Below are 24,827 nucleotides of genomic sequence, written 5' to 3'. Positions count from 1 at the left end.
TCGCTTGCACGCACATTCGAACGCCGCGCGCCCGTTGGTGTAAGCTGCGTTAGGCAAGAGCGGCGCCGTCATCGGGCTCCGGTTCTGCAGATCACACCATCTCGCCCAAGGAGCACGCATGGCATCACCCGGGTTCCCCCTCCGCGCCGCCGCCGACGGCCCGCGCCGCATCGGCATGCCCCGCGCGCTTTTGCACTACCGCTACGGCACGCTGTGGACGGCGTTCTTCGAAGCGCTGGGCTGCGACGTGACGCTCAGCGCGCCCACCGACCGCGCAACCGTTGCGCGCGGGGACGCCCTGTCCAACGACGAGTGCTGCCTGGCCTCGAAGATCTACCTGGGGCATGTGGCCTCGCTGGTGGATTCCGACGCATGCGACGCCGTGTTCGTGCCCAGCATCGCCAACGTGGGACGGCGACGCGGATTCTGCACGAAGTTCCAGGCGCTGCCCGACCTCGTGGCCAACACGTTCGCCGACGAGCGCATCGAAGTGGTGTCGTGCCTGGTGAACGAGGTGGAAGAACACAAGAACATGAAGGACGCGCTCATCGAGCTCGCCTGCCAGCGCTACGTGGGCCCGCGCGAGGCGAAGCGCGCCTGGAAAGCGGCCGCCCGCGCGCAGGAGCAGGCCGAACGCGCCGCGACGTTGCGGCAAACGCGCGCCCTGTCCCAGCTGGAAGCCGCGCGGGCGGCGGCGCGGCGCCCCGAGGACGCACCGCTTGCCATCCTGCTGGCAGCGCACCCCTACCTCGCGCACGATGCGTTCATGGGCGGCGCGCTGACGGACCTGCTGGAAAGCATGAACGCCGTGGTGCTGTTCGCCGACGAGGCCGACCGTGAGCGCTCGCTGCAGGCCAGCTTCGACTTCTCCGACACGCTGCCGTGGATCGTGAACCGCGAGATCATCGGCGCCATCACGCAGCTGCACCACCGCGTGGACGGCATCGTGCTGGTCAGCGCGTTCCCCTGCGGGCCCGACTCCATGACCGACGACGCCATCGTGCGCTGCATCCAGGGCAAGCCGGTGCTCAACCTCACCATCGACGCGCAAAGCGGCACCGCCGGGTTGGAGACGCGCGTCGAGAGCTTCATCGACATCCTGCGCTACCAGAAGAAAGGGGGCTACGTTGGCGCCTGAGACGAAACGCGACGCGGTGAACCCGCTGCACACCGACGGCGACCGCGAGGTGCGCGGCGCCCGCGTGGTGGTGGGCACGCGGCGCGGCCCGTTCAAGCTGCTGCCCTCGCTGCCGAAGAAGCCGCGCGCCAAGCGCGAACGCCACGCCCGCACGCGCGTGGCGTTCTTCCGCTACAGCTACTACGACATCGCGTTCAAATTCTTCGTCGAACACGTGCTGGACGCCGATTTCGTCGCACTGCCGAAGCCCACGAAGCGCACCATCGAGCTGGGCTCGCGCCACTCCAGCGACATGGTGTGCGCGCCGTTCAAGCACATCCTGGGCGACTACATCGAGGCGCTGGAGCTGGGCGCCGACGTGCTGGTGCAGTTCGCCGGGCCCTGCCGCCTGGGGTATTACGGCGAGCTGCAGCAATCCATCCTGCGCGATCTGGGCTACGAGTTCGACATGCTGAACTTCGCTATGCTCACCGGCAAGCCCCTGACCGAGTACATCTCGGTATGCAAGAAGAAGGTGAACCCAGACCTGTCGGTGCCGCATGGCGTGCGTAACATGCTGGCCGTGTTCAAAATGATCGAGCACCTGGACGAAGTGAACGATTTCTACCTGGCGAACGCCGGGTTCGAAGCCGAGCCCGGGTCGTTCGAGCGCGCGCGGGAGGCGTACTTCGCCGACATGCGCGCGGCCACGAACGAGCGCGAGATCGCCGAAGCGCAGCGGAAGGGCCTCGATGCGTTGCGCGCGCTGCCGCAGCATCGCCCCGCCCGCCCCTTGCGCGTGGGCATCGTGGGCGAGTACTTCACCGCAGCCGACCCAGCCAGCAACCTTGATCTGGAGCGCAAGTTCCTGGACATGGGCGTGGAACTGCACCGAGCGCTGAACATGACGAACCGCAACCTGCGCTACAACGAGAAGAACCTGCGCGCCGGCATCTCGGAGTACGTGCAGTACGACATGGGCCCCACGTCCAGCATGACCATCGCGGCCGCGCGCAAGTACGCGCAGGAAGGGTTCGACGGCATCGTGCACCTCAAGTCGTCGGGCTGCACGCCCGAGGTCGACTGCATGCCCGTGCTGCAGCGCATCAGCCGCGACACCGGCGTGCCCGTGCTGTACCTCAGCTACGACTCGCAAACCAGCGACACCGGTTTGGACACGCGCCTCGAAGCGTTCTACGACATGATCGCCATGAAGAAGGAGAAGACGGCCCGATGACCGAAGCAAGGGAAACTCACACGACCAGCAACGTCAGCGAGGGGCACCCCGTCCCGTCAGGGCGAACGGACTGCTACCTGGGCATCGACATCGGGTCGATTTCCACGAAGGGCGTGATCATCGACGCCGACCGGCGCATCATCGCGCGCACGTATCTGTGGACCGAGGGCAACCCGGCCGATGCCGCGCGCCGCGTGGTGGCCGACCTGGGCTCGCAGGTGGATCGCGACGCGGTGCGCGTGCGCGCTGTGGGCACCACCGGCAGCGCGCGGCGGCTGGTGGGCGCCATGTGCGGCGCCACCGTGGTAAAGAACGAGATCACGGCGCACGCGGTGGGCACGACGTTTTTGCATCCCGACGTGCGCACCATCCTGGAGATCGGCGGACAGGACTCCAAGATCATCTGCGTGGAGAACGGCATCGCCGTGGACTACGCCATGAACACGCTGTGCGCGGCGGGCACAGGCGCGTTTCTGTCGAGCCAGGCGCATCGGCTGGGCGTGGAGGTGGAGGAGTTCGGCGACATCGCGCTGACCTCGAAGAAGCCCGCGAACATCGCGGCGCGCTGCACCGTGTTCGCCGAGAGCGACCTCGTGCACAAGATCCAGGTGGGCTACGCGCGCGAGGACATCATCGCCGGCCTGTGCCGCGCGGTGGCCACGAACTACCTGAACAACGTGGGCAAAGGCAAGCAGATCGCTGCGCCCGTGGTGTTCCAGGGCGGCGTGAGCAAGAACGCCGGCGTGGTGCAGGCGTTCCGCGACGAGCTGGGCGTGGACGTGGTCGTGGACGAGGACGGCCACCTCATGGGCGCGTTCGGCGTGGCGCTGCTGGCCGCCGAGGCCGCCCCGCGCGCCGGGGAACCCGGCGGCGGCGAGGCGTTCGACTTCGACGCGTTGCGCACGTTCGAGTTCGTCACTCGCGAGGTGGAGTGCCAGAAGTGCGCGAACCACTGCGAGATCATCTGCGTCTACCGCGACGGGAAGATCATCGACTCCTGGGGCAACCGCTGCGACAAAGGCGCCGTCAAGGCCGGGTAAGCGTCGCCCTAGCCCTGGCCGCGCTGGAAGCCGGGGTACAGCGTCATGCCGCCGTCGACGAACAGGGTGGTGCCGGTCACGTAGCTGGCCTGGTCGGACGCGAGCCAGGCCGCGGCGGCGGCCACGTCTTCGGGGGCGCCCACGTACCCCATCGGGATGAGCCGTTCGGTTGCGGCGCGCGCTTCGGGATCGGCGAACTTCTCCGCGTTGATGGGCGTGTTCATGGCTCCGGGCGCGATGGCGTTCACGCGGATGCCGCGGTCGGCGTACTCGAGCGCCAGCGTCTTCGTCAGCATGCCGACTCCTGCCTTGCTGGCCGCATAGTCGGCGAAATGCGGCCACGGAATGATCTCGTGCACCGACGACAGGTTGATGATGACGCCGGGCATCTTGCGATCCAGAAAGTGATCGATGGCGCGGCGGCAGCCCGCGAACACGCCGGTCAGGTTCACGTCGATGACGCGCTGCCATTCCTCGATGGACTTCCGATCGGACGGCGAAGCCACCTCGATGCCCGCGTTGTTCACCCAGATGTCCACGCCGCCGAACGAGAACATCGCAGCGTCGAACAGGGCGTCCACGCACTCGTTCTTGCTCACGTCGGCCTGCACCGCGGCCGCCGCTCCGCCCGCTTCCTCGATGGCTCGCACCGTTTCGCGCGCGCCCTCTTCGTCGGAGCGGTAGTTCGCCACCACGTTCATGCCCTCGGCGCCGAAGCGCCGCGCCATGGCGGCGCCCAGCCCCTTCGAGCTGCCCGTCACCACCACCGTCTTGCCCTTGAGATCGTCGTACATGGGAGCCTTCTTTCCGCGCAGGGTCGTCGTATCATCCCGCGACCATAACGCACCCGGTCGCGTCCCAAGCCGCCCGAGCCCCCGCCGTCGCCCGCCCGTGGCGGACGCGTTACGCTTGCTTTGACGATGCCGGTTCAAACTACGTCGCCCTCCCTAAATCGCATGGAACTTGCGATGCGGGGCGGGGGTTCCTTCGGGATACTGGACGGCGTACCCGAAGGAAAGGAACCGGCATGCTCGTTGAATTCAAGGGGATGTTCCCCGACGTGGAGAAAGCCGCGTTCATCGCGCCGAATGCGGCGATCTGCGGCGACGTGGCGATGGACGAGGGCAGCTCGGTGTGGTTCAGCGCCGTCATCCGCGGCGAAGTGGCGCCCATCCGCATTGGCAAGAACAGCAACGTGCAGGACAACGCCATGCTGCACAGCGACTACGACTGCCCCGTCACGCTGGGCGATCGCGTGTCGGTGGGCCACAATGCCATCGTGCACGGCGCCACCATCGAGGACGATGTGACCGTGGGCATGCACGCCACCGTGATGAACGGCGCCGTGATCGGTGCGGGATCGATGGTCGCGGCCGGCGCGCTGGTGAAGGAGCGCTCCGTGATCCCGCCGTGCTCGCTGGTCGTGGGCGTGCCCGGCAAGGTGATCCGCACGCTCGACGCCCAGACGGTGGCCCGCAACATCGAGCACTCCCAAGAAGCCTACATAGCCGACGCCCAAGAATACGCCCGCGCCCGCATGGTGGGGTAGGAAACATCGGGGATGGCGATGGGATTCTATGCCTTGCCGGACGCAACGAATCCCAGTATGCCTACTCCCACTTGAAGAAACGCACGGCGATCACGGTGCATACCGCGGCCCACACCGCCATGATCGCCACCGGCACGACGGCCTGGTCGACGGGCAGTCCGAGCGACGTGGCTTTCAGCAGCTTCACGCCCTGGGTGAGCGGCAGCAGGTCGGCCCCGCGCTGCACGGCCGTGGGCATCATCTCGTAGGGCAGCGTCGTCCCCGACAGCAGCAGCATGGGGAAGTACAGGAGGCTTGCCAGCACGCCCGCGACTTTCTCGTTCGGCGCGAGGCCGCCCACCATCATGCCGAGCGCCAGCATAGCCGCCAGCACCAACACGTACGACCCGACGAACGCCGGCCACGACCCGGTGAACGCGTAGCCGAAGAACAGCGCCGCCACCCCGAACACGAGCACGGCCGAGATCAGCGCGTACACGGTGTAGATGGCCACCTGCACCGCCAGAATGGTGTGCACGCTGACGGGCGTCACGAAGTAGCGCTTGAGAATCTTGCGGTGCCGGTAGTTCGACACCACGAGCGGCAGGCCCATCGCGCCGCCGGCGCAGATGCCGATGGCAGACACCGCGCCCACCGATTGCGCCACGAACGTGTAGCTCGCGCCCTCGTAGGCAGGCTGATCGCCGAACATCATGCCGACGACCAACATCACCACCACAGGCATGATCACGGCGAAGATGGGCATGTTCATGTCGCGCAGCGACAGGCGGAACTCGACTCGGAACAGGGTGCTAAAGGCTTTCATGGGCGCCTCCCTCGGAGAAATGGGCGGTTGCGGCAGGCTCGGCAGCTTCCACGGACTCAGCGTGTTCGGCAGGTTCCGCGTACGCAAGGTACGCGTCCTCGAAGCTGGCGAACGGACCGGACGCCACAGCTTCGGCAACGGTGCCTTCGAAGACGATGCGCCCCTTGCGCAGAATGATGACGCGATCGCACAGCGCTTCCACCTCATCCATGAAGTGGCTGGTCAACACGATGGTCATACCCTGCTGGCGCATCTCGTCCAACAGATTCCACACGTCGCGGCGGGCTTTCACGTCCAGCCCCGTGGTCAGCTCGTCGAGAAACACCACCTCAGGACGCGGGATGAGCGCCAGCACCACGAACAGGCGCTGGCGCTGGCCGCCCGACAGCGACTCGACGGCTTGCTTGCGCACCTCGGTCAGGCTGAATCGCGCGAGCAGCTTCGCCGGGTCGTCGGCTTCGCGATACAGCGCGCGCGTTGCGCGGCACAGCTCGTCCACCGTAATCTTGTCCTGGTAGCGCGCTTCTTGGAACTGCACGCCCACCCGCTGGAACAGCTCCTTGCGCCGGGTTCGCGGATCCAAGCCCAAGATCGTGGCGCTCCCCGCGTCGGGGCGACTCACGCCCAGCAGGCATTCCAGCGTCGTGGTCTTCCCCGCTCCGTTCGCACCCAGCAGCCCGAACGTCTCGCCGATGGCCACGTCGAAGCCGATCCCGTCCACCGCAGGCACGCCTCCGTACGTTTTCACCAGATCACGTACGTGTACAACGTCGTTCATACGTCCTCCTATCTTTCGGTCGCCGAAGATACTAGAAGACGCGCCAACTCTGGTGGCAAAGTGGAGGGTTTGTTCAGGCGAGTTTTTTCATGCGCTCGAGCAGCTCGATCATCTCGAAGGCGTTGCGCTCCGCCGCATCGAGCGACGTCAGCAAACGATCGCATACCGACAGGATGTCATCGTCGGGATCGGGATGGTCCAGCACGTGTCCGATGTCGGCGGTCGCATCGCGGTCAAGCGCGTCGAGCAGCCGCAGGATGGCGGCCAGCGAATAGTTCGCGGCACGCAGCGCGCGGATGATGGCCAGGCGGTCGAGGTCGGCGGCGCTGTACACGCGATAGCCGTTCTGCTTGCGCTTGACCTGCAACAGGCCGTTCATCTCCCAATTGCGCAGCGCATCGATGGTGGTGTCCAGCTGGTCAGCCGCCTCCTTGCGCGTCAGCATAAGCCGTTCGGCGCGTGCGGAACCGTCAGAGCGCGAGAGCAGATCGCGCACGTGGCGCAGGGCATCCTCGGCGGCACAACGCTCGCGCCGCAGGTGGTCGATACGCTGCCGAGCCAGCGAGATCGCCTCGTCGTAGCGCTGGCTCGCCATCGTTTCGACGATGGCGAGCACCTCCCGGCGCAGACCGTTCTGCACCAGCTCGACGTTGAGCGCAGCGCGCACGAGCCGCACCTGCAGCAGATGCAGGTCCGTGAACACGCGATAGCCGTTCGCAAGGCGCTCGGGCGCGGTGATGAACCCGATGCGCTCGTAGAGGCGCACCGTGTTCGGGTGGATGCCGACGGCGCTCGCGATGCGCGAGGTGGTGTAAGTGCGAGGCTGGTCCATGCGCCGAGTATAGCCGACGAGCGCCGCTCGCGGACGCTCGAAATCGGGGATTCCGGCTCGCGCACCTCGCACGGTATACTGAACGAACCGCGTTTTCGCGCTCGTTTCGAGGAGGCACCCATGACGCACCAGCCCGCCCACCGCATCACCCGCCGATCATTCTGCACGCTGTCCGCGGTGGCGCTTGCCTCGCTCGCACTGCCCACCCGAAGCGCGTTCGCTGACGAAGCGATGCCGGCCGCCGCAGACGCGCCCATCGTCATAGTGCACACGAACGACGTGCATTGCGCCGTGGACGACAACCTGGGATACGCGAAGCTCGTCGACTACGTCGAAACCATGCGCTCGACCTACGGAGCGGACAGCGTAACGCTGGTGGACGCAGGCGACGCCGTGCAGGGCAAGGCCATGGGCACGCTGACCGACGGCGAGTACCTCGTCGACATCATGAACGAGTGCGGCTACGACTTCGCCATACCCGGAAACCACGAGTTCGACTACGGGATGACCCAGTTCAACACGCTAGTCGCCCGCGCGAACGCGAAGTATCTGTCCTGCAACTTCACCGACCTGCGCACGGGCAACCTCATGTTCGACGCGTACGCCATGCGCGAATACGACACGGGCGCCGACACTAAAAAGGTCGCGTTCCTGGGCATCTGCACGCCCGAGTCGCTGACGAAGTCCTCCCCCGCCCACTTCCAGGAAGGCGGAACCTACCGTTACGGCTTTTGCGAGGACGACTCCGGCGCGAAGCTGTACGACGCCGTGCAGCGCGCCGTCGACCAAGCGCGCGCCGACGGTGCCGACTACGTGGTGGCGCTGGCGCACCTGGGCCAAGGCGGCGTGACCCCGCGCTGGACCAGCGCGGCCGTGGCGGCGAACACGAGCGGCATCGACGTGATCATCGACGGCCATTCGCACGAGCTGTACGTTCAGACCCCGCTCAACAAGAACGGCCAACCGGTGCTGGTCACGCAGACGGGCACCCAGCTGGTGGGCATCGGCCAGGTGGTCATCAACCCCGCGACCGGAACCATCGCCGCCTACGCGTCGGACGGCACCGAAACCGTCACCGCATCCACGACGAACGGCACCGCCAGCATCATCAAGGCTTGGGACGGCGTCGATGCCGACACGGCCGCCTACATCGCAGGGCTGCAAGCGGATCTCGCGAAGATCACCGGGCGCGTCATCGGGCGCTCGGACGTGCGCTTGGTCGCCCTCGAGGACGACGACTACACCTGGGCCGTTCGCGCGCACGAGACGAACCTCGGCGACTTCGTGGCCGATGCGTACCTCGCGCTGGCATGGCATGGCGGCATCATGGCCGATATCGGACTCGTGAACGGCGGCGGCATCCGCGCGAACATCGAGCCGGGCGACGTGACGTACGGCAACCTCATCGACGTGCAACCGTTCAACAACCAGCTGGCCTACGTGGACACCCTCGGCCAGAACATCCTCGACGCCCTCGAAGTGGGCGCGTCGAAGCTGCCCGAGCCCAGCGGAGGATTGCAGCATGCGGCGGGCCTCACGTACACCGTGCGCACGGACATTCCGTCGTCGGTGCAGATGCCGGGCGGCAAATTCGGCGGCGTGGCGGGCGAGTACCGCGTCCGCAACGTGCTGGTGAACGGCGAGCCCCTCGACGTGAACCGGCGCTACAAGCTGGTGTCGCACACGTTCCTGCTGGTGGACGGTGGCGACGGCCTCACCATGTTCATGAACGACGAAGCCGTGCTGCTCGATTTGGACAACAAGGCGCTCATCGAGTACATCCAGTACGATTTGAAGGGAACGATCGGCGGCGAATACGCCGATCCGGACGGCCAAGGGCGCATCGTGATCAAGGGCGGGTCCGACCCCGAGCCTACGCCGCTACCCACGCCCGAGCCGACCGACGAGCCCGTCGAGGAGCCCGCCGCCCCCGGCGGCAAGCCGCTGGCGAGCACCGGCGATCCCTTCGGCGTCGCAGTCGTTGGAGCCGCCGCGGTCGCCACAGTCGCAGGAGCCGTTGCCGTAAGCGCCGGCGCAAGCGCGCGCCGCTAGCCGCTCAGGATGACAGACGGGAGCGAAGCGACCCGTCTATGCGTCCGCAGGACGCATAATGCGCGCCCCGGTTGGCGTAGTAAGACAGCGAGGGCCGCTGCGGTGCCTCGCATTCGTGGGATCGCGGAGGCGAAGCGCGCCCCGCAGGAAGTCCCCGTAGGGGATACTGTGGTACGCGAGCTTCCGGGATCGCGCGAAGACGGGGTGCCGCAGCGGACCGCAGCGTCGAGCTGTTCCGGCGGCTGGCAAGCCGCCGGAACCAAGTTACGCCATCAGCTTGGTCACCGCGTTCGCATACGCTACCGGATCCTCGATGGGCAGGCCCTCAACCAGCAGCGCCTGGTTGTACAGCAGCTCGGCGTACAGCTTCACCTTGTCGGCGTCGCCGGCTTCCTGCGCGGCGCGCAGCACGTCGAACACCGCGTGCTTCGCGTTCACTTCCAGCACGCGCTCGGACTTAATGCCCTCGCCGCCGTCGGGCATCTGTGCCATGATGCGCTCCATCTCCAGCGACACCGGACCGGCCGCGGTGATGCAAGCGGGAGCATCGGTCAGGCGTGACGACACCGCCACCTTCATCACCGAGTCGCCCAGCGCGTCCTTCATAGCGGCGAACAGGGCCTCGTTGTCCTTCGTCGTCTCCTCGGCTTCCTTCTTCTCCTCTTCGGAGGCCAGGTCGAGGTCGCCCGACGCCACGTTCTTCAGCTCGAACGGCTCCGGCGCATCCTCGCCGTCGGCCGCGGGCGCACCGTACGTCATCATCGACTGGAAGCAGAACTCGTCCACGTCCTTCGTGCACAGCAGCACGTCGTAGCCCTTCCCCAGCACCGTCTTCACGATGGGCATCTTGGCCAGGCGCTCGACGCTCTCGCCGGCGGCGTAATAGATGGCCTTCTGGTCGGCCGGCGCGGCCTCCAGGTACTCGTCCAGCGTGACCAGCTTCTCCTGCTTGGCCGAGTAGAACAGCAGCAGGTCGGCCAGCTGGTCCTTCAGCATGCCGTAGCTGTTGTAGATGCCGAACTCCAGGCCGCGACCGAAGTTCTCGAAGAACTTCTCGTACTCCTCGCGATCGTTGTCGCGCATCTTCTTCAGCTCGGACGTGATCTTCTTCTCGATCTTCTTCGCGATGGCGCGCAGCTGGCTGTTGTGCTGCAGCGTCTCGCGGCTGATGTTCAGCTGCAGGTCCTGGCTGTCCACCACGCCGCGCACGAAGTTGAAGTGGTCGGGCAGCAGCTCCTCGCACTTCTCCATGATCAGGACGTTGGAGCTGTACAGCGCCAGGCCCTTCTTGAAGTCCTTGCTGTACAGGTCGTACGGCGCGCGGCCGGGGATGAACAGCAGCGCGTCGTAGCTGAGCGCGCCCTCGGCGTGGATGCTGAACGTGCGCGCCGGGTCGGTGAAGTCGTGGAAGTCGGTCTTGTAGAACTCGTTGTACTCCTCGTCGGTGACCTCGGACTTGCTGCGCTTCCAGATGGGGATCATCGAGTTGATGGTCTCGACCTCGGTGTAATCCTCGTACTCGGGTTTGTAGTCGTCGCCGGCGTCCTCGGGCTTGGGCAGCTCGCGCGTCTTCGACACTTCCATCTGCACGGGGTAGCGCACGTAGTTGCTGTAGCGCTTGATGAGGTTCCGCAAGCCGAACTCGCTGAGGAACGTGTCGTAGTTGTCGTCGTCGGTGTTGTCCTTCAGCGTGAGGATGACGTCGGTGCCGTGGCCCTCGCGCTGGGCCTCCTCGATGGTGTAGCCCTCCACGCCGTCGCTTTCCCAGGCCCAGGCCTCGTCGCTGCCGTACGCCTTCGACACGACGCGCACCTTCGACGCCACCATGAACGCGGAGTAGAAGCCCACGCCGAACTGGCCGATGATGTCCACGTCGTCGCCCTGGGCGTCGGCGTTGTCGGCCTTGAACTCCATGCTGTCGGAGTGCGCGATGGTGCCCAGATTGCGGTCGAGCTCGTCCTTCGTCATGCCCAGGCCGCTGTCCGACACGGTGACGGTGCGCGCGTCCTTGTCGAACGCCACGCGGATGCCCAGCTCGTCCTTGCTCAGCTGGATGTCCTTGTCGGTGAGGCTGCGGAAGTACAGCTTGTCCACCGCGTCCGACGCGTTCGAGATGAGCTCGCGCAGGAAGATCTCGCGGTTCGTGTAGATGGAGTTGATCATGAGGTCGAGCAGCTTCTTGCTCTCGGTTTTGAACTTGCGCATAGTTGGCGTCGCTCTCCTTTTCGTACCTGCCGGTCTGCCCGTTTAGCAGTCTCGGACTTCGAGTGCTAAACGGGATTTTAGTACGACGCGGTACGATGTCAAGCGGAACGCACCCCGATTGCAGAACACGCGCACAGGCGACCGGCAACGCGCCGCCGGATGCCGCACGCGGCAGCGGCCGACATGCACGGGTGCCGGATGCCGTACGCGGCAGCGGCCGCCGCATGTGCGCCGGCCGAGCACGCGACCCCGGCCGCCGCGCGCGGGCCGACGCGCGCACCCCCGGCTCCCGTTCTACAGCAGATCGTCCTCGGCGTGGCACAGATTACACGCTATGCACGATTCTTCGACACTGCCATTTCTTTCGACCTGGGCTTTCTCTCTTTTCTTCCGATAACAAGCCTCAATAATCGTGCATACCGCGCAATCTCTGCCAACCGGCTTCCCATCTTGCTATCGACCACGTATCATGAGCCAATGGAGCCAACCCTATGTCATACATCCGCACTTGAATACTGGAGATCGGTTCGCATCGGCCAGCGAAGTTTTCGCGCCATCGAAGATACCCGACCGCTTCTCGACGAACCTCCCCGAAAAGGATCGCTTGCCGAACCGGGGCCATGGTGGCTCGAACGTCCTTTGCACGTGCTCGTACCGCACAACTCCGTTCGTCGAGCTTCGAACGAGGCCGTCAGTCATGTGGAAGGCGGAACGTTGCCGCCACGCTCGACCCTCGACTCTATGAACGGCTTCCGCGTATGCTCCCCGGAGTTGTGTTTCGTGCAAATGGCCACGTTATGGAATCTTCCGAAGCTTATCGAACTGGGCTTCGAGCTATGCGGAGCCTACGACCTCTCCGACAACTCCTACCGAACGTGCGCGCCGCTGACCAGCGTCGAAAAGCTTACCGCGTATGCAAACAGCCTCGACAAGACGCACGGCAAAAGGAAGGCGATCAAGGCGCTTCGCTATGTGGCGAACGGATCGGCCTCATCGCGCGAGACGATCCTGACGATGCTTCTCACGCTGCCGTACCGAATGGGAGGTTACGGCCTGAAGCAGCCGCTGCTCAACCATCGCATCGACTTGGGCAGGCGGGAACGGCGCATTGCCGGCAAGAACTACCTCGTGTGCGATTTGTACTGGCCTGAAGCGAAACTCGACGTCGAATACGACGGCGGAAACCACGAGGATCCAGAGCAGATGCTGAAGGACTCGATGAGACGAGATGCCCTGGTGTCGATGGGAATCACCGTGCTGACCGTCACGAAATGGCAACTCGAAAACGGCGGAAGCATGAACGCGATCGCGCACACCGTTGCCGAACACACCGGAAAGCGCCTTCGCTACGTCGATCCCGATTTCACGCGCGCCAACCGACAGCTTCGCCGCGATCTGCTCGGGTTCTGAATGCGATCGAAAGCCGGCAGCGAACCCGCTTCATCCTTGGCAGTCGAAGCGAGGTCGTCCGCTGCTAAACCGGGATCGACATGCACCGCCGCACGCCGCTTCCCCTGTCGGGCGGCTGGCGATCGGGCGGGACGAGCGCCTGGCCGATGGCCGAGGAGGGCTTCCGAGCCGCCGGCGAGCTTTCGCGGGACGGGCCGATCCGGGCTATGCCAATCCTGGTTTAACGGCGGACCGAGCCGTAGCTGGCAGAGATTGCACGCTATGCACGATTTTTTCATCGTTAGTTTTTTACGACCTGGGCTTTCTTCCCGACCGCATTAAAAATGCGGCTTAGAATCGTGCATAGCGTGCAATCTCTGCCAGCCGGCGCCCTGCGAAGCCGACCGGCATCCTGCAGCACCCCGCGAAACCGGCCGGCAGTCTGCAGCACCCTGCAGCGCCCTGCGAAGCCGGCCGGCGCCCTGCAGCACCCTGCAGCGCCCTGCGAAGCCGGCCGGCGCCCTGCAGCGCCCTACGAAGCCAGACGTCTCCCCTACACTCCCTGCAGGCAGGTGTCCATCGCGTAGCGCAGCACGTCGGAGCGGTTGACGGTGCCCACGATCGCGCCGTCGCGCACCACTGGCACCTTCTTCAAACGGCGCGTGGCCAGCAGGTTGCACACCTCTTCCAGCGACGATCCGGCCTCGATTGCCACCAGCTTGTCGGTGGCAATCGCGCTCACCGGAAGCTCGATGAGCTCGCGCAGGCGCTCGTCGAACGTCTGGCTGTTGGCAGCTTCTACCAGCGAATACGATCCCGTGATCAGCGGATGCTTGTCGGCGAGGTAGCGCATCACATCGCCGTCGGACACGAAGCCCGCCGGATGCCCCTGCTCGTCCACCAGCGGCAACCCGCCGACCCTCAAATCCACGAACGCGCGCATCGCCTCGCGCACCGGCGTGGCGGCCGGCAGCGTGTAGGGGTCGGCCTCCATGATGGACGCCAGCACCGACTGCACCGGAGACTGCGCCGCGCGTTCCACGGCCTGCACGGCCGCACGCTTCCGCGCCGCGCGAGCATACGCCAGCGACAAAGCGAACCCAACGACGCCGATGGCCGCGGCCACCACCATCGCAAGCGCGAACCCGTCCGCGGTCGCCTGCGCCGCAGAAGCGCCCCCGGCCGCAGCGCCCGCTTGCCCCGACGACATGATGCCGATATACAACGATGGCCCGATGCATGCAGCGATCTGCACGAACGTGGTCATGAGCGCCACGCCGAACGGGTTCTGCTGAGGCGGCAGCGCCCGCAGGCCTGCCGTCTGCGAGGGCGAGAAGATGAAGCCCACCGCCACGTACATCACCAGCATGGCCGCGAACACCGCCGGCACGGACAGCTGCGGCGCAACCGCCACCAACGCGATGAAGCCGATGGCAATGCCGCCGAAGCCCAGAGGCAGCAAAGGCCATTCGCCTCGTTTGTCCATGATGCGGCCACCCAGCAGCGTGGCGCCCGCGTTCGCCAGCACGGGAACGAGGATCACCAGACCAGCGGCGAAGGCGGTCATGCCCGCCGCGCCTTCGAAGTACAGCGGCAACAGCACGCTCATCGAGAACATGCTCATCATCGCGATGGTCACCAGAATGAGCGCCGGCCAGAACGCGCGATTCTTCATCGGCGCCAAATCGATGAGCGGATGCGCGCATCGCAGCTGGCGCACCACGAACACTGCAACCATGGCCGCCGCCAGCACGAGGGCGGCAGCAGCCAGAACACCGTCGGTGGTCAGCTGCGTCAAACCGAACGACAACACGGTCAGCGCCACGGCGGAAAGGAGCACCGACAGCACGTCGAGATGCGCTTCGTGCGTTTCGAGGTTCTTCATGTAGAAGAAGCCGAGCACGGCCAGCACCGCCATCGCCACGATGGGCACGACGAAAATGCTGTGCCATCCGAACGCCGTCACCAGCGCGCCGCACACCACCGGGGCGAACGCGGGGCCGAACGTGATCATGCAGCCGCCGACGGACAGGTACGTGCCCAGCTTGTTCTTCGGCGTGACCACGAGGATGGTGTTCATCATAAGCGGGATGAAGATGCCCGTGCCCACCGCCTGCACGAGGCGCGCGACCAGCAGCAGCTCGAAGCTGGGAGCGACGAGCCCCATCGCGGAGCCGACGATGCTCAAGCCGGCCGCGCCGAAGAACAGCGTGCGCACATGGAAGCGCCGATAGAGAAACGCCATGCACGTGACCACGACGGTGGCCACGATCATATAGCCGGTGACCAGCCACTGAGCCGTCACGGAGTCGACGCCGTACTCCGCCATGATGGACACGAGCGCCATGTTGACGAGGTTCTCGTTGAACCCCGCAATGAACGCGCTGCCGTACAAGACGGACAGCAGCAGCACAAGAGGTTTCCCTTGCATAAAGGAATCGTCCTTTCGTCTTCGGTTGTCTTGATTGGCCCCATCGAACCTACCAGCGCAGAAGGCGCCTTTCGGGGAAACGAGACACGCCGGGCGCGCTGGAGCGCGCCGTGGCATCTTCGATTCTAGCGAATCTCAAGCATTCTCGTAAGTGTTGTTTTCATGATCGCGCAAGCAAGCGAGCCGAAGCGGCTGCAGACAAAGAGCCGGCAGCACCCGTCACTCGGCCAGCTCGCAGCGAACGCTCTTCATCCCAGACCAGTATCGCGAGCAGGAGCGCTTGCCGCCCATCTTGACCGAGAACAACGCCGAATCCGCTTTCTGATACAGGTCGTCGAACGAGAAGCCCTCCTGCGGAACCAGCACGTAACCGGCCGACGCTGAGAACAGGAACGTTCGACCGTCCTCAACGCGTTCGACCTCCATGGCACGCAGCGCAGAGGCGATCCTATCCTCCAGCGCTCCCTCGTCCACGTCCTCGCACCACACCAGGAACTCGTCCCCACCCATACGGCAGACGACGTCGCCAGGGAACGACTCCTTCAGAGCCTCGGCCACATGCACGATAACCTGATCGCCGTACGCGTGCCCGAACACGTCGTTGGCCAGCTTGAAGGAGTCCAGATCCAACATGATCAGCGCACACGAAGCATCGCCCAGCTCGCCCGCCTCGACCGCGCGTAGGCGCTCCTCTATCTTCGGGATGGCCGCCTGGCGGTTATGCAACCCGGTCAACGCATCGGTCTTCGCCATCTTGAGCAGCTGGAAGCTCTGTTCTCGCAGCTGCCGCAACGCCTCGGAGTTCGCTTTGTTCTGCAAGGATTCGTTTCTGCGATCGGTCATGTCAAGGTAGTATCCCACCGCGCGGACGGGTCGATCCCGCTCATCGCGCACCGTCTCGCACGCGACCTCTATCCACACAGGCGCCCCGTCCTCGAACGTGAACGGAATCTCGAACACCGAGCGCTGTCGATCGCGAGCAGTGCGCACGCCCCGAAACGAGTCCCTGAACGCCTGCTGGTAGTCGGGCGGCACGAAGCGGAACCGCATAGTCTCGGGGTCGAACCCGTCCACGACCAGCATGTCGTCCTCGAAGCGGCTCAGACCTGCGAATATACGCTCCATAAGCTCGCTGCGCGAGAGCACCAAGCGATTGCTGTTGATGTCCCAGTCCCAGCTTTGGACGCCGGCTTGATCCAGAACCCCCTCCAGCTTTCGCTTGGTGAGCCACAGCTCCTGTTGCTGGTTCTTCATGGTAGTCACATCGGTGACCAGGCACAACGCTATACGTTCAGAGGACTCGAGGCCCACGCGGCGTGCCTCGACGTGCATCCAGACGTTCTCGTGCCCGGGAAAGCGCGGTCGATCCACAATCGCCAAGCTCTCGCCTCGATCGATCTTGTCGACGATCTCGTCGACCAGGCGCCCGCCCCCGTCTCCGCTCGGAAGGTACAGCTGGCCGCGAATGATATCCTCGTACTGCTCGGGCGAGAGCCCGTACTTCTTCGACGCACCGCACGCCACCACGTTCACGCGGACGTCCTCTTTGTCGGACCATGACAGCAGCACGATGTCGCTCGAGGTGTGCTCGATCAGCATGCTCATCATGTCGCGCAGTTCCACGGTTTCCGTCACGTCCACTACGACGCCCTGCAGAAACGAGGTGTCATCGTATTCCAAGAAACGGCTCTGGTCGATCACCCAGCGCCAGCCGTCCTTGGCTCTCATGCGGTACTCCAACGGATCCGACCCCGCAGTGCCCTCCCTGAGCGCGGTCACGCCTTTGGCCACGCTGTCGCGGTCGTCGGGGTGCACCATGAGCATGTACTTGTCGTCGAACAGCTCCTTTATCTCTTCGCGCGTGTAGCCGAACATGTCCAGAAAGCGGTCGCTCATGTACAGGAAATCGCACCCGGGAGCGTCGAGGCAGCGATGATAGCCGCCGGGCATATCTTCATTCAGGAATGCAAGCTCTTCGTTTTGGCTGATCAACAATTTGTTTCGCTCGGCAAGCTGCTGTTGCACCGCCATGACTTCGGTGATGTCGGTGCAAGCGCTCACGATGGCAAGCCTGCCGTCTTCCGCTTCGACCACCCGGCCTTTGTCGAGCGTCCAGAACCACGTCCCGTCCTTGCGAGCCATGCGGTACGTGGTAGTGTACTCGAGCCCCACGTAATACTCGGGCCCGATGTCGAGCGCAACCGAGGCCAGATCGTCCGGATGTATGGTGTTTCCCACGCGCCAATCGATGCCCGCAGCCAGTTCCTCGTACGTGTCGTAACCCAGAAGCTCCACCATAGCAGCGTTGGCGAAGTACAGCGGGAACTCCGGCTCGCAGTATCCTCCGATCATTCCCCCAGGCGAAAGCTCTGCAGAAAGCGCCAGGGCGGTTCGCCGGTTCTCTTCCCCCAATGCTACGAGCAGCGGATCGCGCGGGGAAGCATCCGTGGCAGCCGATAACGCTCGACGAGAGGACTCCAGCTGACGCGCCTGCTGCCGCTCGCGAGTCACGTCCCTCAGCGAACCCAGATACAGGTAGTGGCCTTCGTGCTCGCGCAGGAACAGCAGATGGACGAGCAGGTGAGCGGTCGACCCGTCCGGGCGCATACGACGCACTACGACGACCGCGCCATTCGGGACGTTCTCGCGAGCTTGCTCGAACGCTTCCATGACCTCGTCCCAATCCGACTCGAACGCTCGACGCGCGAACGTGGAACGCAGCTCGTGCAGGTCAACGGCGTTAACCCCGTTCAGCTGACAGTACTGCTCGTTGGCGCTCAGAAGCTCCACTTCGCCGTCGTACAGATCGTACAGCACCAAGGGACCCAGGATATCGTCGAGCATGGCATCGCTAAGCACCCTGCTCTCTATCAGGTCGCGAATACGGAACCTCTCGATGGAGTCCGCATGGATGCCGCGGAAATCAACCTTCGTCCGATTCGCAATCAAAGGCTCGAACTCCGCCTTCGGCATGGGCTTGTAGAAAAAGTATCCTTGCCCGTACAGGCACCCCATCTTCACCAGCAATTGCCGTTGGGATTCGGTTTCCACCCCCTCCGCGATCACGCGGATGTCCAGCAAGTTCGCCATACCGATGATGGCTTCCAGAATGCTACGGGCTTTGCGGCTTTGCGCGTCTATCGCGTCCAGCAGCTTCATGTCCAGTTTCAAGACGTCGACGTTCACGTCCTTCAGCATGCCAAGCGACGAATACCCGCTGCCAAAATCGTCCATATGAACGGAGATGCCCAGGTCATGGAAACCCTCGACGATGTCCACGATCAGCTCGCAATCCTCGACGTACGCGCTTTCGGTGATTTCGACGGCGAGCAGACGAGGGGGGATATCATACTTTTCGAGCAATCCCTCGAACGTGCCCAAAACATCGAGCGCATACAAGTCGCGGCGCGACACGTTCACGGAAATGGGCACGGGCGCCTGGCCGGCGTCCATCCACGCGCGCAGAGCGCGGAACACTTCCTCCCAAATATGCAGATCGAGCGCGGTTATCAGCCCATTTCGCTCCAGCATGGGGATAAACTGGATCGGCGGGATGAGCCCGCGCTCAGGGTGCATCCAGCGAACCAGAGCCTCGAGGCCCACGATCTTGCCCGTGTCGAGGTTGCATTTCGGCTGAGCGTAGAACGTGATCTCGCCCTTCTCCAAAGCCTGCTGCACTTCGAGCAAAAGCGAATGGTCGTCCTTGATCTCTCTGAGCATACCATCGTCGTACCATCGGAAACGCTGAGCGTAATTCCCCTTGACCGAGGCCAAAGCCAGCAACGCGCGATCGTACATGATGCCGACGGGCAGGGACCGATCGTCAATGCGGAACAGCCCGAACGCGGGAAGAAAGCCCATGCCTTTGCCGTGATGAAGCGCGCTTTGGGTAATGCGGGCTCGCAGAGTCTCGATCATGCCCTCGTCGCAAGGCAGCAGCATGCAGAAGTCGTCGCCGCTCAGATAGCCTGAAACGCCGCCGCTCTCGACTGCAGCCTCGCCGAGCAGCCTCCCCACCTCTTCCAGAAACAAATCTCCGGCCTCTTCGCCGTACCATTCGTTGAACAGCTTGAAATGTTCGATGTCAACGGCCATCAGGCAATACGAGCGCTCCGGATATGCTTGGATCGCAGTGGAGACCGCCGAGAAAAACGCTTCGCGCGTATACAGGCCCGTCAGGGCATCGAACGGCTTCGGATCGGCCGCGCCCAAATCAGGCCGATCGATGACACGGCTCAGGAAAATGTGGCACGCGCCCGAGCCAGGCCAGTCTATGTCGCTCACCTCTGTCTCTATCCAGCTCCGGATGCGCTGGTTGTAGACCCGGCCCTTGCTGGCATGGTCAAGCATCAGCGGGCAATCCGGGCAAGAGGCGGGCTCGCCGCGCAAGGCCTGATAGCAAAGCATGCCCGTTTTCAAATGGGGAAACGCAACCTCCATCTTCTTGTTGAAGTAGACGACGCGGCATTCGCTGTCTATCACGTAGGCAAGGGTTTCGACTTCACCGAACATCGCCTCCATGAGCATACCACTTTCATCCGGGAAGATCGCACGGGCAAGCACCGACGACAATTCCTAGCCGTTAGGGAAAAGTAACTTCAATTGTACGACAAGTTTACGTATAGATAACAGTTTCGTCAGAGAATATCTCAACGAACGACTGCGCCATCAGACAACGCGTCCTACAGCCGCGCACCCGTCCTCGCGAACGCCTCGTCGGTCAGCGTCGACCCTTCCACGCCGCACACCGCTCCGGCCACGCGGTTCGCCAACGCCAGCGCGTCTTCCCATGAGCGTCCAGCCGCGCGCGCTGCGGTCAGCGCGCCCAGATGCGCATCGCCCGCGCCGACGGTGTCCACCACATCCACAAGCCCGGCAGAAACCACCGCATGCCGCCCATCGACGAACAGATGCGCGCCGTCCTTGCCCGCCGTGATCACCACCGCGTTGCCGCACTTCTCGGCGATGGCGGCGCCCGCCTCTTCAACCGTGGCGCGCCCGGTATACGCAAGCGCCTCTTGGTCGTTCAGATGCCATACCGGATGCAACGCGTTGATGCGGGCCGTCTTCTGCGCGCCTACGCCGCAGACGCGCGGGCCGGGCGCATAATACAGCTCTATAGAGGGATGATCCTCGAAGAACGAGATGATGGCGTCGCCGCCCGGCCCTTCCACCTCGTAGCCGCTCGCGAACCCGCAACCGAAGCGCGCGGCCTCGACACGGTCGAACCATGCGCGCACGAAATGACGCTCGATGCCCGGCAGCGTGACCATCGTGCGCTCGCCGCCCGGCTCCACGAAGCACATGCAGCCGCCGCTGTCGCGATCATCGAACCGCGGCGCCTCGAGCCCGCGCTCGCGCAGCTCGCGTTCCACGAACCCTGCGAAGATGCCGCACCCCACCGGCGCGAACAGCTCGTACGGAGCACCCAGCTGCCGCAGCACGTTCGCCGCGTTGAACGCGCAACCGCCCACGACGGCGCGCGACTCCTCCACCACGATCCCCTCGCCCGATCGGGGCAGGCGCGGAACCTGGCACAACATGTCCACCATGATGGCTCCGACGGCCAGCACGGCCTTTCCTTCGCCCATCGTCATCTCCTTCTCATTCGGCTTGCGCACCATCATCGCCCGAAAAACACGGAAATCGAAGCTGAGGCGTGTTTTTCGGGCGATGATGCGTTGCGGGGAACGAAAACGCGAACGGCCGCGGCAAATACGCCGCGGCCGTCCCTTCAATCAACGAATGCGTCCTTACACTTCCAGGTTCTTGAACGCCTCGGGCACTTCCTTGTATCCCTTGGATTTCACCGCGCCGATGATCAGGCCGATGACCAGCCAGGTGATGCCCACGGCATACGTGGCCCACTCGAAGCCGGTGAACACGTAGCCCAAAATGGCTATGCCGATGAACGGGCAGATGAGGTACATCAGGATGTCCTTGAACGACGCGCGCTTCTTCTCCTTCACGAAGAAGAACCAGAACACGGCGAAGTTCAGCAGGATGAACGACGACAGGGCGCCGAAGTTCACGAAGCCCGCCAGCGTGCCCATGTAGTCCTGCAGCGGAAGCGCCAGGCACAGCGTGATCGCGCCCAAGAAGATGGAGGCGAACCACGGCGTCTGGAACTTCGGATGCACCTTGCCGAACACGCGCGGGATCACGCCGTCGCGGCCCATGCTGTACAGCAGGCGCGAGGATGCCATCTGCGCGTTGATGATGTTGGCGATGCCCACCGCGACGATGTTGACCAGCAACATGATCTTGTAGAACACCGGCCCGCCCACCAGGTAGACGGAATCGAAGAAGCCCATGTCGGGATCGGTGGCCGCCCAATCGGGCTGCACGATGGCGGCGATGTAGGTCTGCGCCACGAACACGACGATGATGATGGACAGTGCGATGATGATGCCCTTGCCGATGTTCTTCTCAGGCTCGTGCGTTTCCTCGGCCAGCGTGGACATGCCGTCGAAGCCCAGGAAGGAAAGCGCCGCGATGGAGATGCCCGCCGCCACGAAGTGCGCGTCCACCTGACCCGGCTGGTAGATCGGGTCGAGGACGAAGCCGCCCGCGCCGCCGCCGCCCAACACGAAGTTGGTGCCAAGAGCGATGAACGCGACCACGGCCACGATCTCGACGATGAAGATGACCCAGTCAACGCCGCGGCTCATCTGAATGCCGCGAATGTTGACGAACGTGTTGAACGCGATGAACGCCACAGCCCACAGCCATGCCGGGCTACCCGGCACCAGCGCCACGCCCCAGTTCATCACCATGACGATGAGCAAGGAGGGAACCAGCACGTAGTCGAGCAGGATCAGCCAGCCCGCCATGAAGCCCACGTGCGGGTTGATGCCGCGCTGCACGTAGGAGTACACCGAACCCGCGATGGGAAACCGCTTGCTCATGCGCATGTAGCTCATAGCCGTGAACAGAATGGCCACGAAGCCGATGATGTACACCAGCGGCGTCATGCCGTGGCTGTTCTGCTGGATGGTGCCGAAAATGGACTGCGGCGCGATAATCACCATGAACAGGACGCCGTACAATACCACGTCCCATAGTCCCATACCTCTTCGCAGTTCCTGCTTGTAGCCGAACTGCTCGATGTTCTCTCCGGACGCCTTCGCCGGAGAACCGTCTTGCTGAGCCATCGTGTGTCCCCTTGTTCGAACCTATACCGTCTGCATCGCTATGCTGCTTTATCGCAGCAAAGCGATCTAGCGATATTATCGCGCGTCGAGGACGAGAGCGCCATCATTAGTTCGAGGAGGGCAACACTTTTTTCCCGACCTTTCCGGTTCGGCAAAACAAAAAGCCGGCAACGACGGCCGAAGCCGCGTCGCCGGCCCTTCACGGCAAGCCCTTAGCCTTCGTACGATTCTTTGAGAGCCTTGAACGCGGGCATGCTGCGCTCGATGACCTCGCGCGAGACGCAGTAGCTCACGCGCACCCAGCCGCCGACGCCGAAGCTGTCGGATGGAACCAGTAGCAGCTCATGAGCCTTCGCGCGATCGCTGAACGCCTGCGCGTCGTCCTCGAGCGCGCGCACCCACAGGTAGAACGCGCCCTGCGGTTCCACGAACTCGTATCCCAACTCGCCGAGGCCCGTCGTCAGCAGCTCGCGGTTGGCCGCGTAGGCCGCCACGTCGGAAGGCTCATCGATGCAGCGCGCGATAACGCGCTGGAACAGCACCGGCGCGCAGATGAAGCCCAGCGCGCGGCCCGCGCCGGCCACCGCCGTGGACACTTCGCGCGCGTCGTCCATCAGGTCGGACACGTACAGATACCCGATGCGCTCGCCCGGCAGCGACAGCGACTTCGAGTACGAGTAGCACACGATGGTGCGCGGCCACACGCACGGCACGTAGGGAACCTCGGCGCCGTACGTGATCTCGCGGTACGGCTCGTCGCTGATAACGTACAGCTTGCGGCCGAGCTCTTCTTCCTTGCGGGCAAGCAGCGCGGCGAACGCCTCCAGGTTCTCGCGCGAGTACACGGCGCCCACCGGGTTGTTCGGCGAGTTGAGGATGATGGCGGCCGTCTTCGGCCCGATGGCCTGCGCAAGCGCGTCGATATCCAGCTGGAAGTCGGGCACATGCGCCGGCACCTCCACGCACGCGCATCCCGCCGTGCCGATCCACACCTTGTACTCGGGAAAGAACGGGGCGATGATGATGACCTCGTCGCCAGGCTCGGTGACGGCCGAGATGGAGATGGCCAAGCCTGCGGCGGCACCTGCCGTGAGGTACACCTGCTCGGGCTGGGCGGGCACGTCGTAGCGACGGCGAATATGGTCGGCCACGGCCTGGCGCACGCGCGGATCGCCCGCTGCCGGCGTGTAGCCGTGCAAAGCGCTGGGCTCCTCGTCCATGAGCTCGAGCACCGCCTGCTTCACGGCATCGGGCGCGGGAACGCTAGGGTTGCCGATGCTGAAGTCGAACACGTTCTCGGCGCCGATTTCCGCCTTGCGCACCATGCCGTACGCGAACAACTCGCGAATCGCGCTCGGCTCGGCTCCCAAGCCGTACATTCTCTCGTTCACCATATGCACCACGTCCTCGTCTTGTCGCCCGGCTCCGCCGTTGATTTCGATGAGGAACAGGGTAGCACAACCGCTCGCGCTCGTGGATCGCCCGCAGGGAAACGGCAATTGATGACGATTTGGTGACATATCCCCTTCGGAAAAAGAAACCTCGGATAATGAACAACGTTCATATTTGACCATACGGACCAGGGAGGATCCTTATGAAGAAACTGATCAACACCGCGCTCGTATACCTTATCGCCGGCGCGGCGGCAGGCGTGTTCTTCCGCGAGTTCACGAACTTCGCGCAGTTCACCGGGCAGACCACGCTGGGACTTATGCACCCGCACCTGCTGGTGCTCGGGTTCGCGGTATTCCTGATCGCCACGCTGTTCGCTTTGCAGGACGACTTCACCGGCGACAAGCTGTTCAAGCCGTTCTACATCGTGTACAACGTTGGCCTGGTCGTCACCGTGTGCATGATGCTGGTGCGCGGCGTCGTGGAAGTCACCGGAGCACCGCTTGCGATGCCCGATGCCGCCATCTCGGGCATCGCCGGCATCGGCCACATCCTCATCGGCGTGGGCCTCGTGCTGCTCACCGTGATGTTCAAGCGCGTGGTGAACCGCAAGCTGGCAACGCGCGCCTAAGAGCGCGCCCCCTGCGACCGTCACGAAGCCCTCCGACACCCGGAGGGCTTCGTCGTTTTTGGATGAGGCAGGGGGAACGGGGCTGACGGCTCATTACGGGAGGAACCGGCCCGAATCGAACGCAGCCGGAGCTTGACGGCTCCACCGGGTCGGACGCCCAGCCGGCTTTTGGTTCGGTACGGCCGGGACCCGACGGATCGCCGACCACCCCCTGG

17 protein-coding genes are annotated in these 24,827 nt (G+C 64.2%); 7 read left to right on the top strand and 10 right to left on the bottom strand.

Translation table 11 applies throughout. The annotated features are described in order from the left end of the window. Positions 1-118: 118 nt before the first annotated feature. The 3 genes from GT590_RS13355 to GT590_RS13345 are packed head-to-tail and all read left to right on the top strand — an operon-like array spanning position 119 to position 3,394. Positions 119-1,138 (top strand): acyl-CoA dehydratase activase-related protein, encoded by a 1,020-nt coding sequence (locus GT590_RS13355; RefSeq protein WP_161171165.1) that lies wholly within the window; start codon positions 119-121, stop codon positions 1,136-1,138. Continuing rightward, entirely contained in the window at positions 1,128-2,354 is a 1,227-nt protein-coding gene (locus GT590_RS13350; RefSeq protein ID WP_192925370.1) for a 2-hydroxyacyl-CoA dehydratase, read from the top strand. The genes GT590_RS13355 and GT590_RS13350 overlap by 11 nt, the downstream gene beginning before the upstream one ends. Further along, on the top strand, positions 2,351-3,394 hold the full coding sequence (locus GT590_RS13345; protein WP_161171164.1) for an acyl-CoA dehydratase activase: 1,044 nt from the start codon (positions 2,351-2,353) through the stop codon (positions 3,392-3,394). Before GT590_RS13350 ends, GT590_RS13345 begins: the two co-directional genes overlap by 4 nt. A gap of 8 nt (positions 3,395-3,402) precedes the next feature. Here GT590_RS13345 and GT590_RS13340 read toward each other — a convergent pair whose 3' ends face one another. Then, a complete protein-coding gene (locus GT590_RS13340) occupies positions 3,403-4,188 on the bottom strand; it encodes a glucose 1-dehydrogenase (RefSeq protein ID WP_021410519.1) in 786 nt (261 codons plus the stop codon). Positions 4,189-4,421: 233 nt separating this feature from the next. On the opposite strand from GT590_RS13340, the gene GT590_RS13335 reads away from it, so the two are divergent. Further along, positions 4,422-4,943, top strand: coding sequence for a gamma carbonic anhydrase family protein (locus tag GT590_RS13335; protein WP_015759876.1), 522 nt, complete (start codon positions 4,422-4,424; stop codon positions 4,941-4,943). A 61-nt stretch (positions 4,944-5,004) separates the two neighbouring features. On the opposite strand, the gene GT590_RS13330 is transcribed toward GT590_RS13335, so the two are convergent. From GT590_RS13330 to GT590_RS13320, 3 genes are all read right to left on the bottom strand, one after another. Then, positions 5,005-5,748: an ABC transporter permease gene (locus tag GT590_RS13330; protein WP_015759875.1), complete on the bottom strand. Its 744-nt coding sequence runs from the start codon at positions 5,746-5,748 to the stop codon at positions 5,005-5,007. Beyond that, on the bottom strand, positions 5,735-6,526 hold the full coding sequence (locus tag GT590_RS13325; RefSeq protein WP_114550853.1) for an ABC transporter ATP-binding protein: 792 nt from the start codon (positions 6,524-6,526) through the stop codon (positions 5,735-5,737). The genes GT590_RS13330 and GT590_RS13325 overlap by 14 nt, the downstream gene beginning before the upstream one ends. 73 nt (positions 6,527-6,599) lie before the next feature. After that, positions 6,600-7,358, bottom strand: a complete 759-nt coding sequence (locus GT590_RS13320; protein ID WP_015759873.1) for a MerR family transcriptional regulator — start codon at positions 7,356-7,358, stop codon at positions 6,600-6,602. Between the two features lie 120 nt (positions 7,359-7,478). Here GT590_RS13320 and GT590_RS13315 point away from each other — a divergent pair, with 120 nt between their 5' ends. Next, positions 7,479-9,410: a bifunctional UDP-sugar hydrolase/5'-nucleotidase gene (locus GT590_RS13315; protein WP_161171163.1), complete on the top strand. Its 1,932-nt coding sequence runs from the start codon at positions 7,479-7,481 to the stop codon at positions 9,408-9,410. Between the two features lie 264 nt (positions 9,411-9,674). Here GT590_RS13315 and htpG read toward each other — a convergent pair whose 3' ends face one another. Then, entirely contained in the window at positions 9,675-11,615 is a 1,941-nt protein-coding gene (htpG, locus tag GT590_RS13310) for a molecular chaperone HtpG (protein WP_015759871.1), read from the bottom strand. 198 nt (positions 11,616-11,813) lie between these two features. On the opposite strand from htpG, the gene GT590_RS13305 reads away from it, so the two are divergent. Continuing rightward, a complete protein-coding gene (locus tag GT590_RS13305; protein ID WP_157666241.1) occupies positions 11,814-13,025 on the top strand; it encodes an endonuclease domain-containing protein in 1,212 nt (403 codons plus the stop codon). A 532-nt stretch (positions 13,026-13,557) separates the two neighbouring features. Here GT590_RS13305 and GT590_RS13300 read toward each other — a convergent pair. From GT590_RS13300 to GT590_RS13280, 5 genes are all read right to left on the bottom strand, one after another. Then, on the bottom strand, positions 13,558-15,435 hold the full coding sequence (locus GT590_RS13300; RefSeq protein ID WP_009305769.1) for an MFS transporter: 1,878 nt from the start codon (positions 15,433-15,435) through the stop codon (positions 13,558-13,560). A 219-nt stretch (positions 15,436-15,654) separates the two neighbouring features. Further along, positions 15,655-19,947 (bottom strand): EAL domain-containing protein, encoded by a 4,293-nt coding sequence (locus GT590_RS13295; protein WP_229077436.1) that lies wholly within the window; start codon positions 19,945-19,947, stop codon positions 15,655-15,657. A gap of 170 nt (positions 19,948-20,117) precedes the next feature. Further along, the gene (locus tag GT590_RS13290; protein ID WP_161171162.1) at positions 20,118-21,026 is read right to left on the bottom strand and encodes a PfkB family carbohydrate kinase; all 909 of its coding nucleotides are present in this window, start codon (positions 21,024-21,026) and stop codon (positions 20,118-20,120) included. A 162-nt stretch (positions 21,027-21,188) separates the two neighbouring features. Continuing rightward, positions 21,189-22,589, bottom strand: a complete 1,401-nt coding sequence (locus GT590_RS13285) for an APC family permease (protein ID WP_114519781.1) — start codon at positions 22,587-22,589, stop codon at positions 21,189-21,191. Positions 22,590-22,801: 212 nt separating this feature from the next. Then, positions 22,802-23,983: a pyridoxal phosphate-dependent aminotransferase gene (locus GT590_RS13280; protein ID WP_021410368.1), complete on the bottom strand. Its 1,182-nt coding sequence runs from the start codon at positions 23,981-23,983 to the stop codon at positions 22,802-22,804. Between the two features lie 200 nt (positions 23,984-24,183). Between GT590_RS13280 and GT590_RS13275 the strand changes: the two genes are divergently transcribed. After that, positions 24,184-24,612 (top strand): DUF2871 domain-containing protein, encoded by a 429-nt coding sequence (locus GT590_RS13275; RefSeq protein ID WP_009305763.1) that lies wholly within the window; start codon positions 24,184-24,186, stop codon positions 24,610-24,612. The last annotated feature ends 215 nt before the right edge of the window (positions 24,613-24,827 follow it).

Origin of the sequence: Eggerthella sp. BIOML-A1 (assembly GCF_009875595.1) — a bacterium.
GTDB classification, from domain to species: Bacteria; Actinomycetota; Coriobacteriia; order Coriobacteriales; family Eggerthellaceae; genus Eggerthella; species Eggerthella lenta.
The sequence above is the reverse complement of the archived record's forward strand: the minus strand, read 5'-3'. Positions and strand labels throughout refer to the sequence as shown.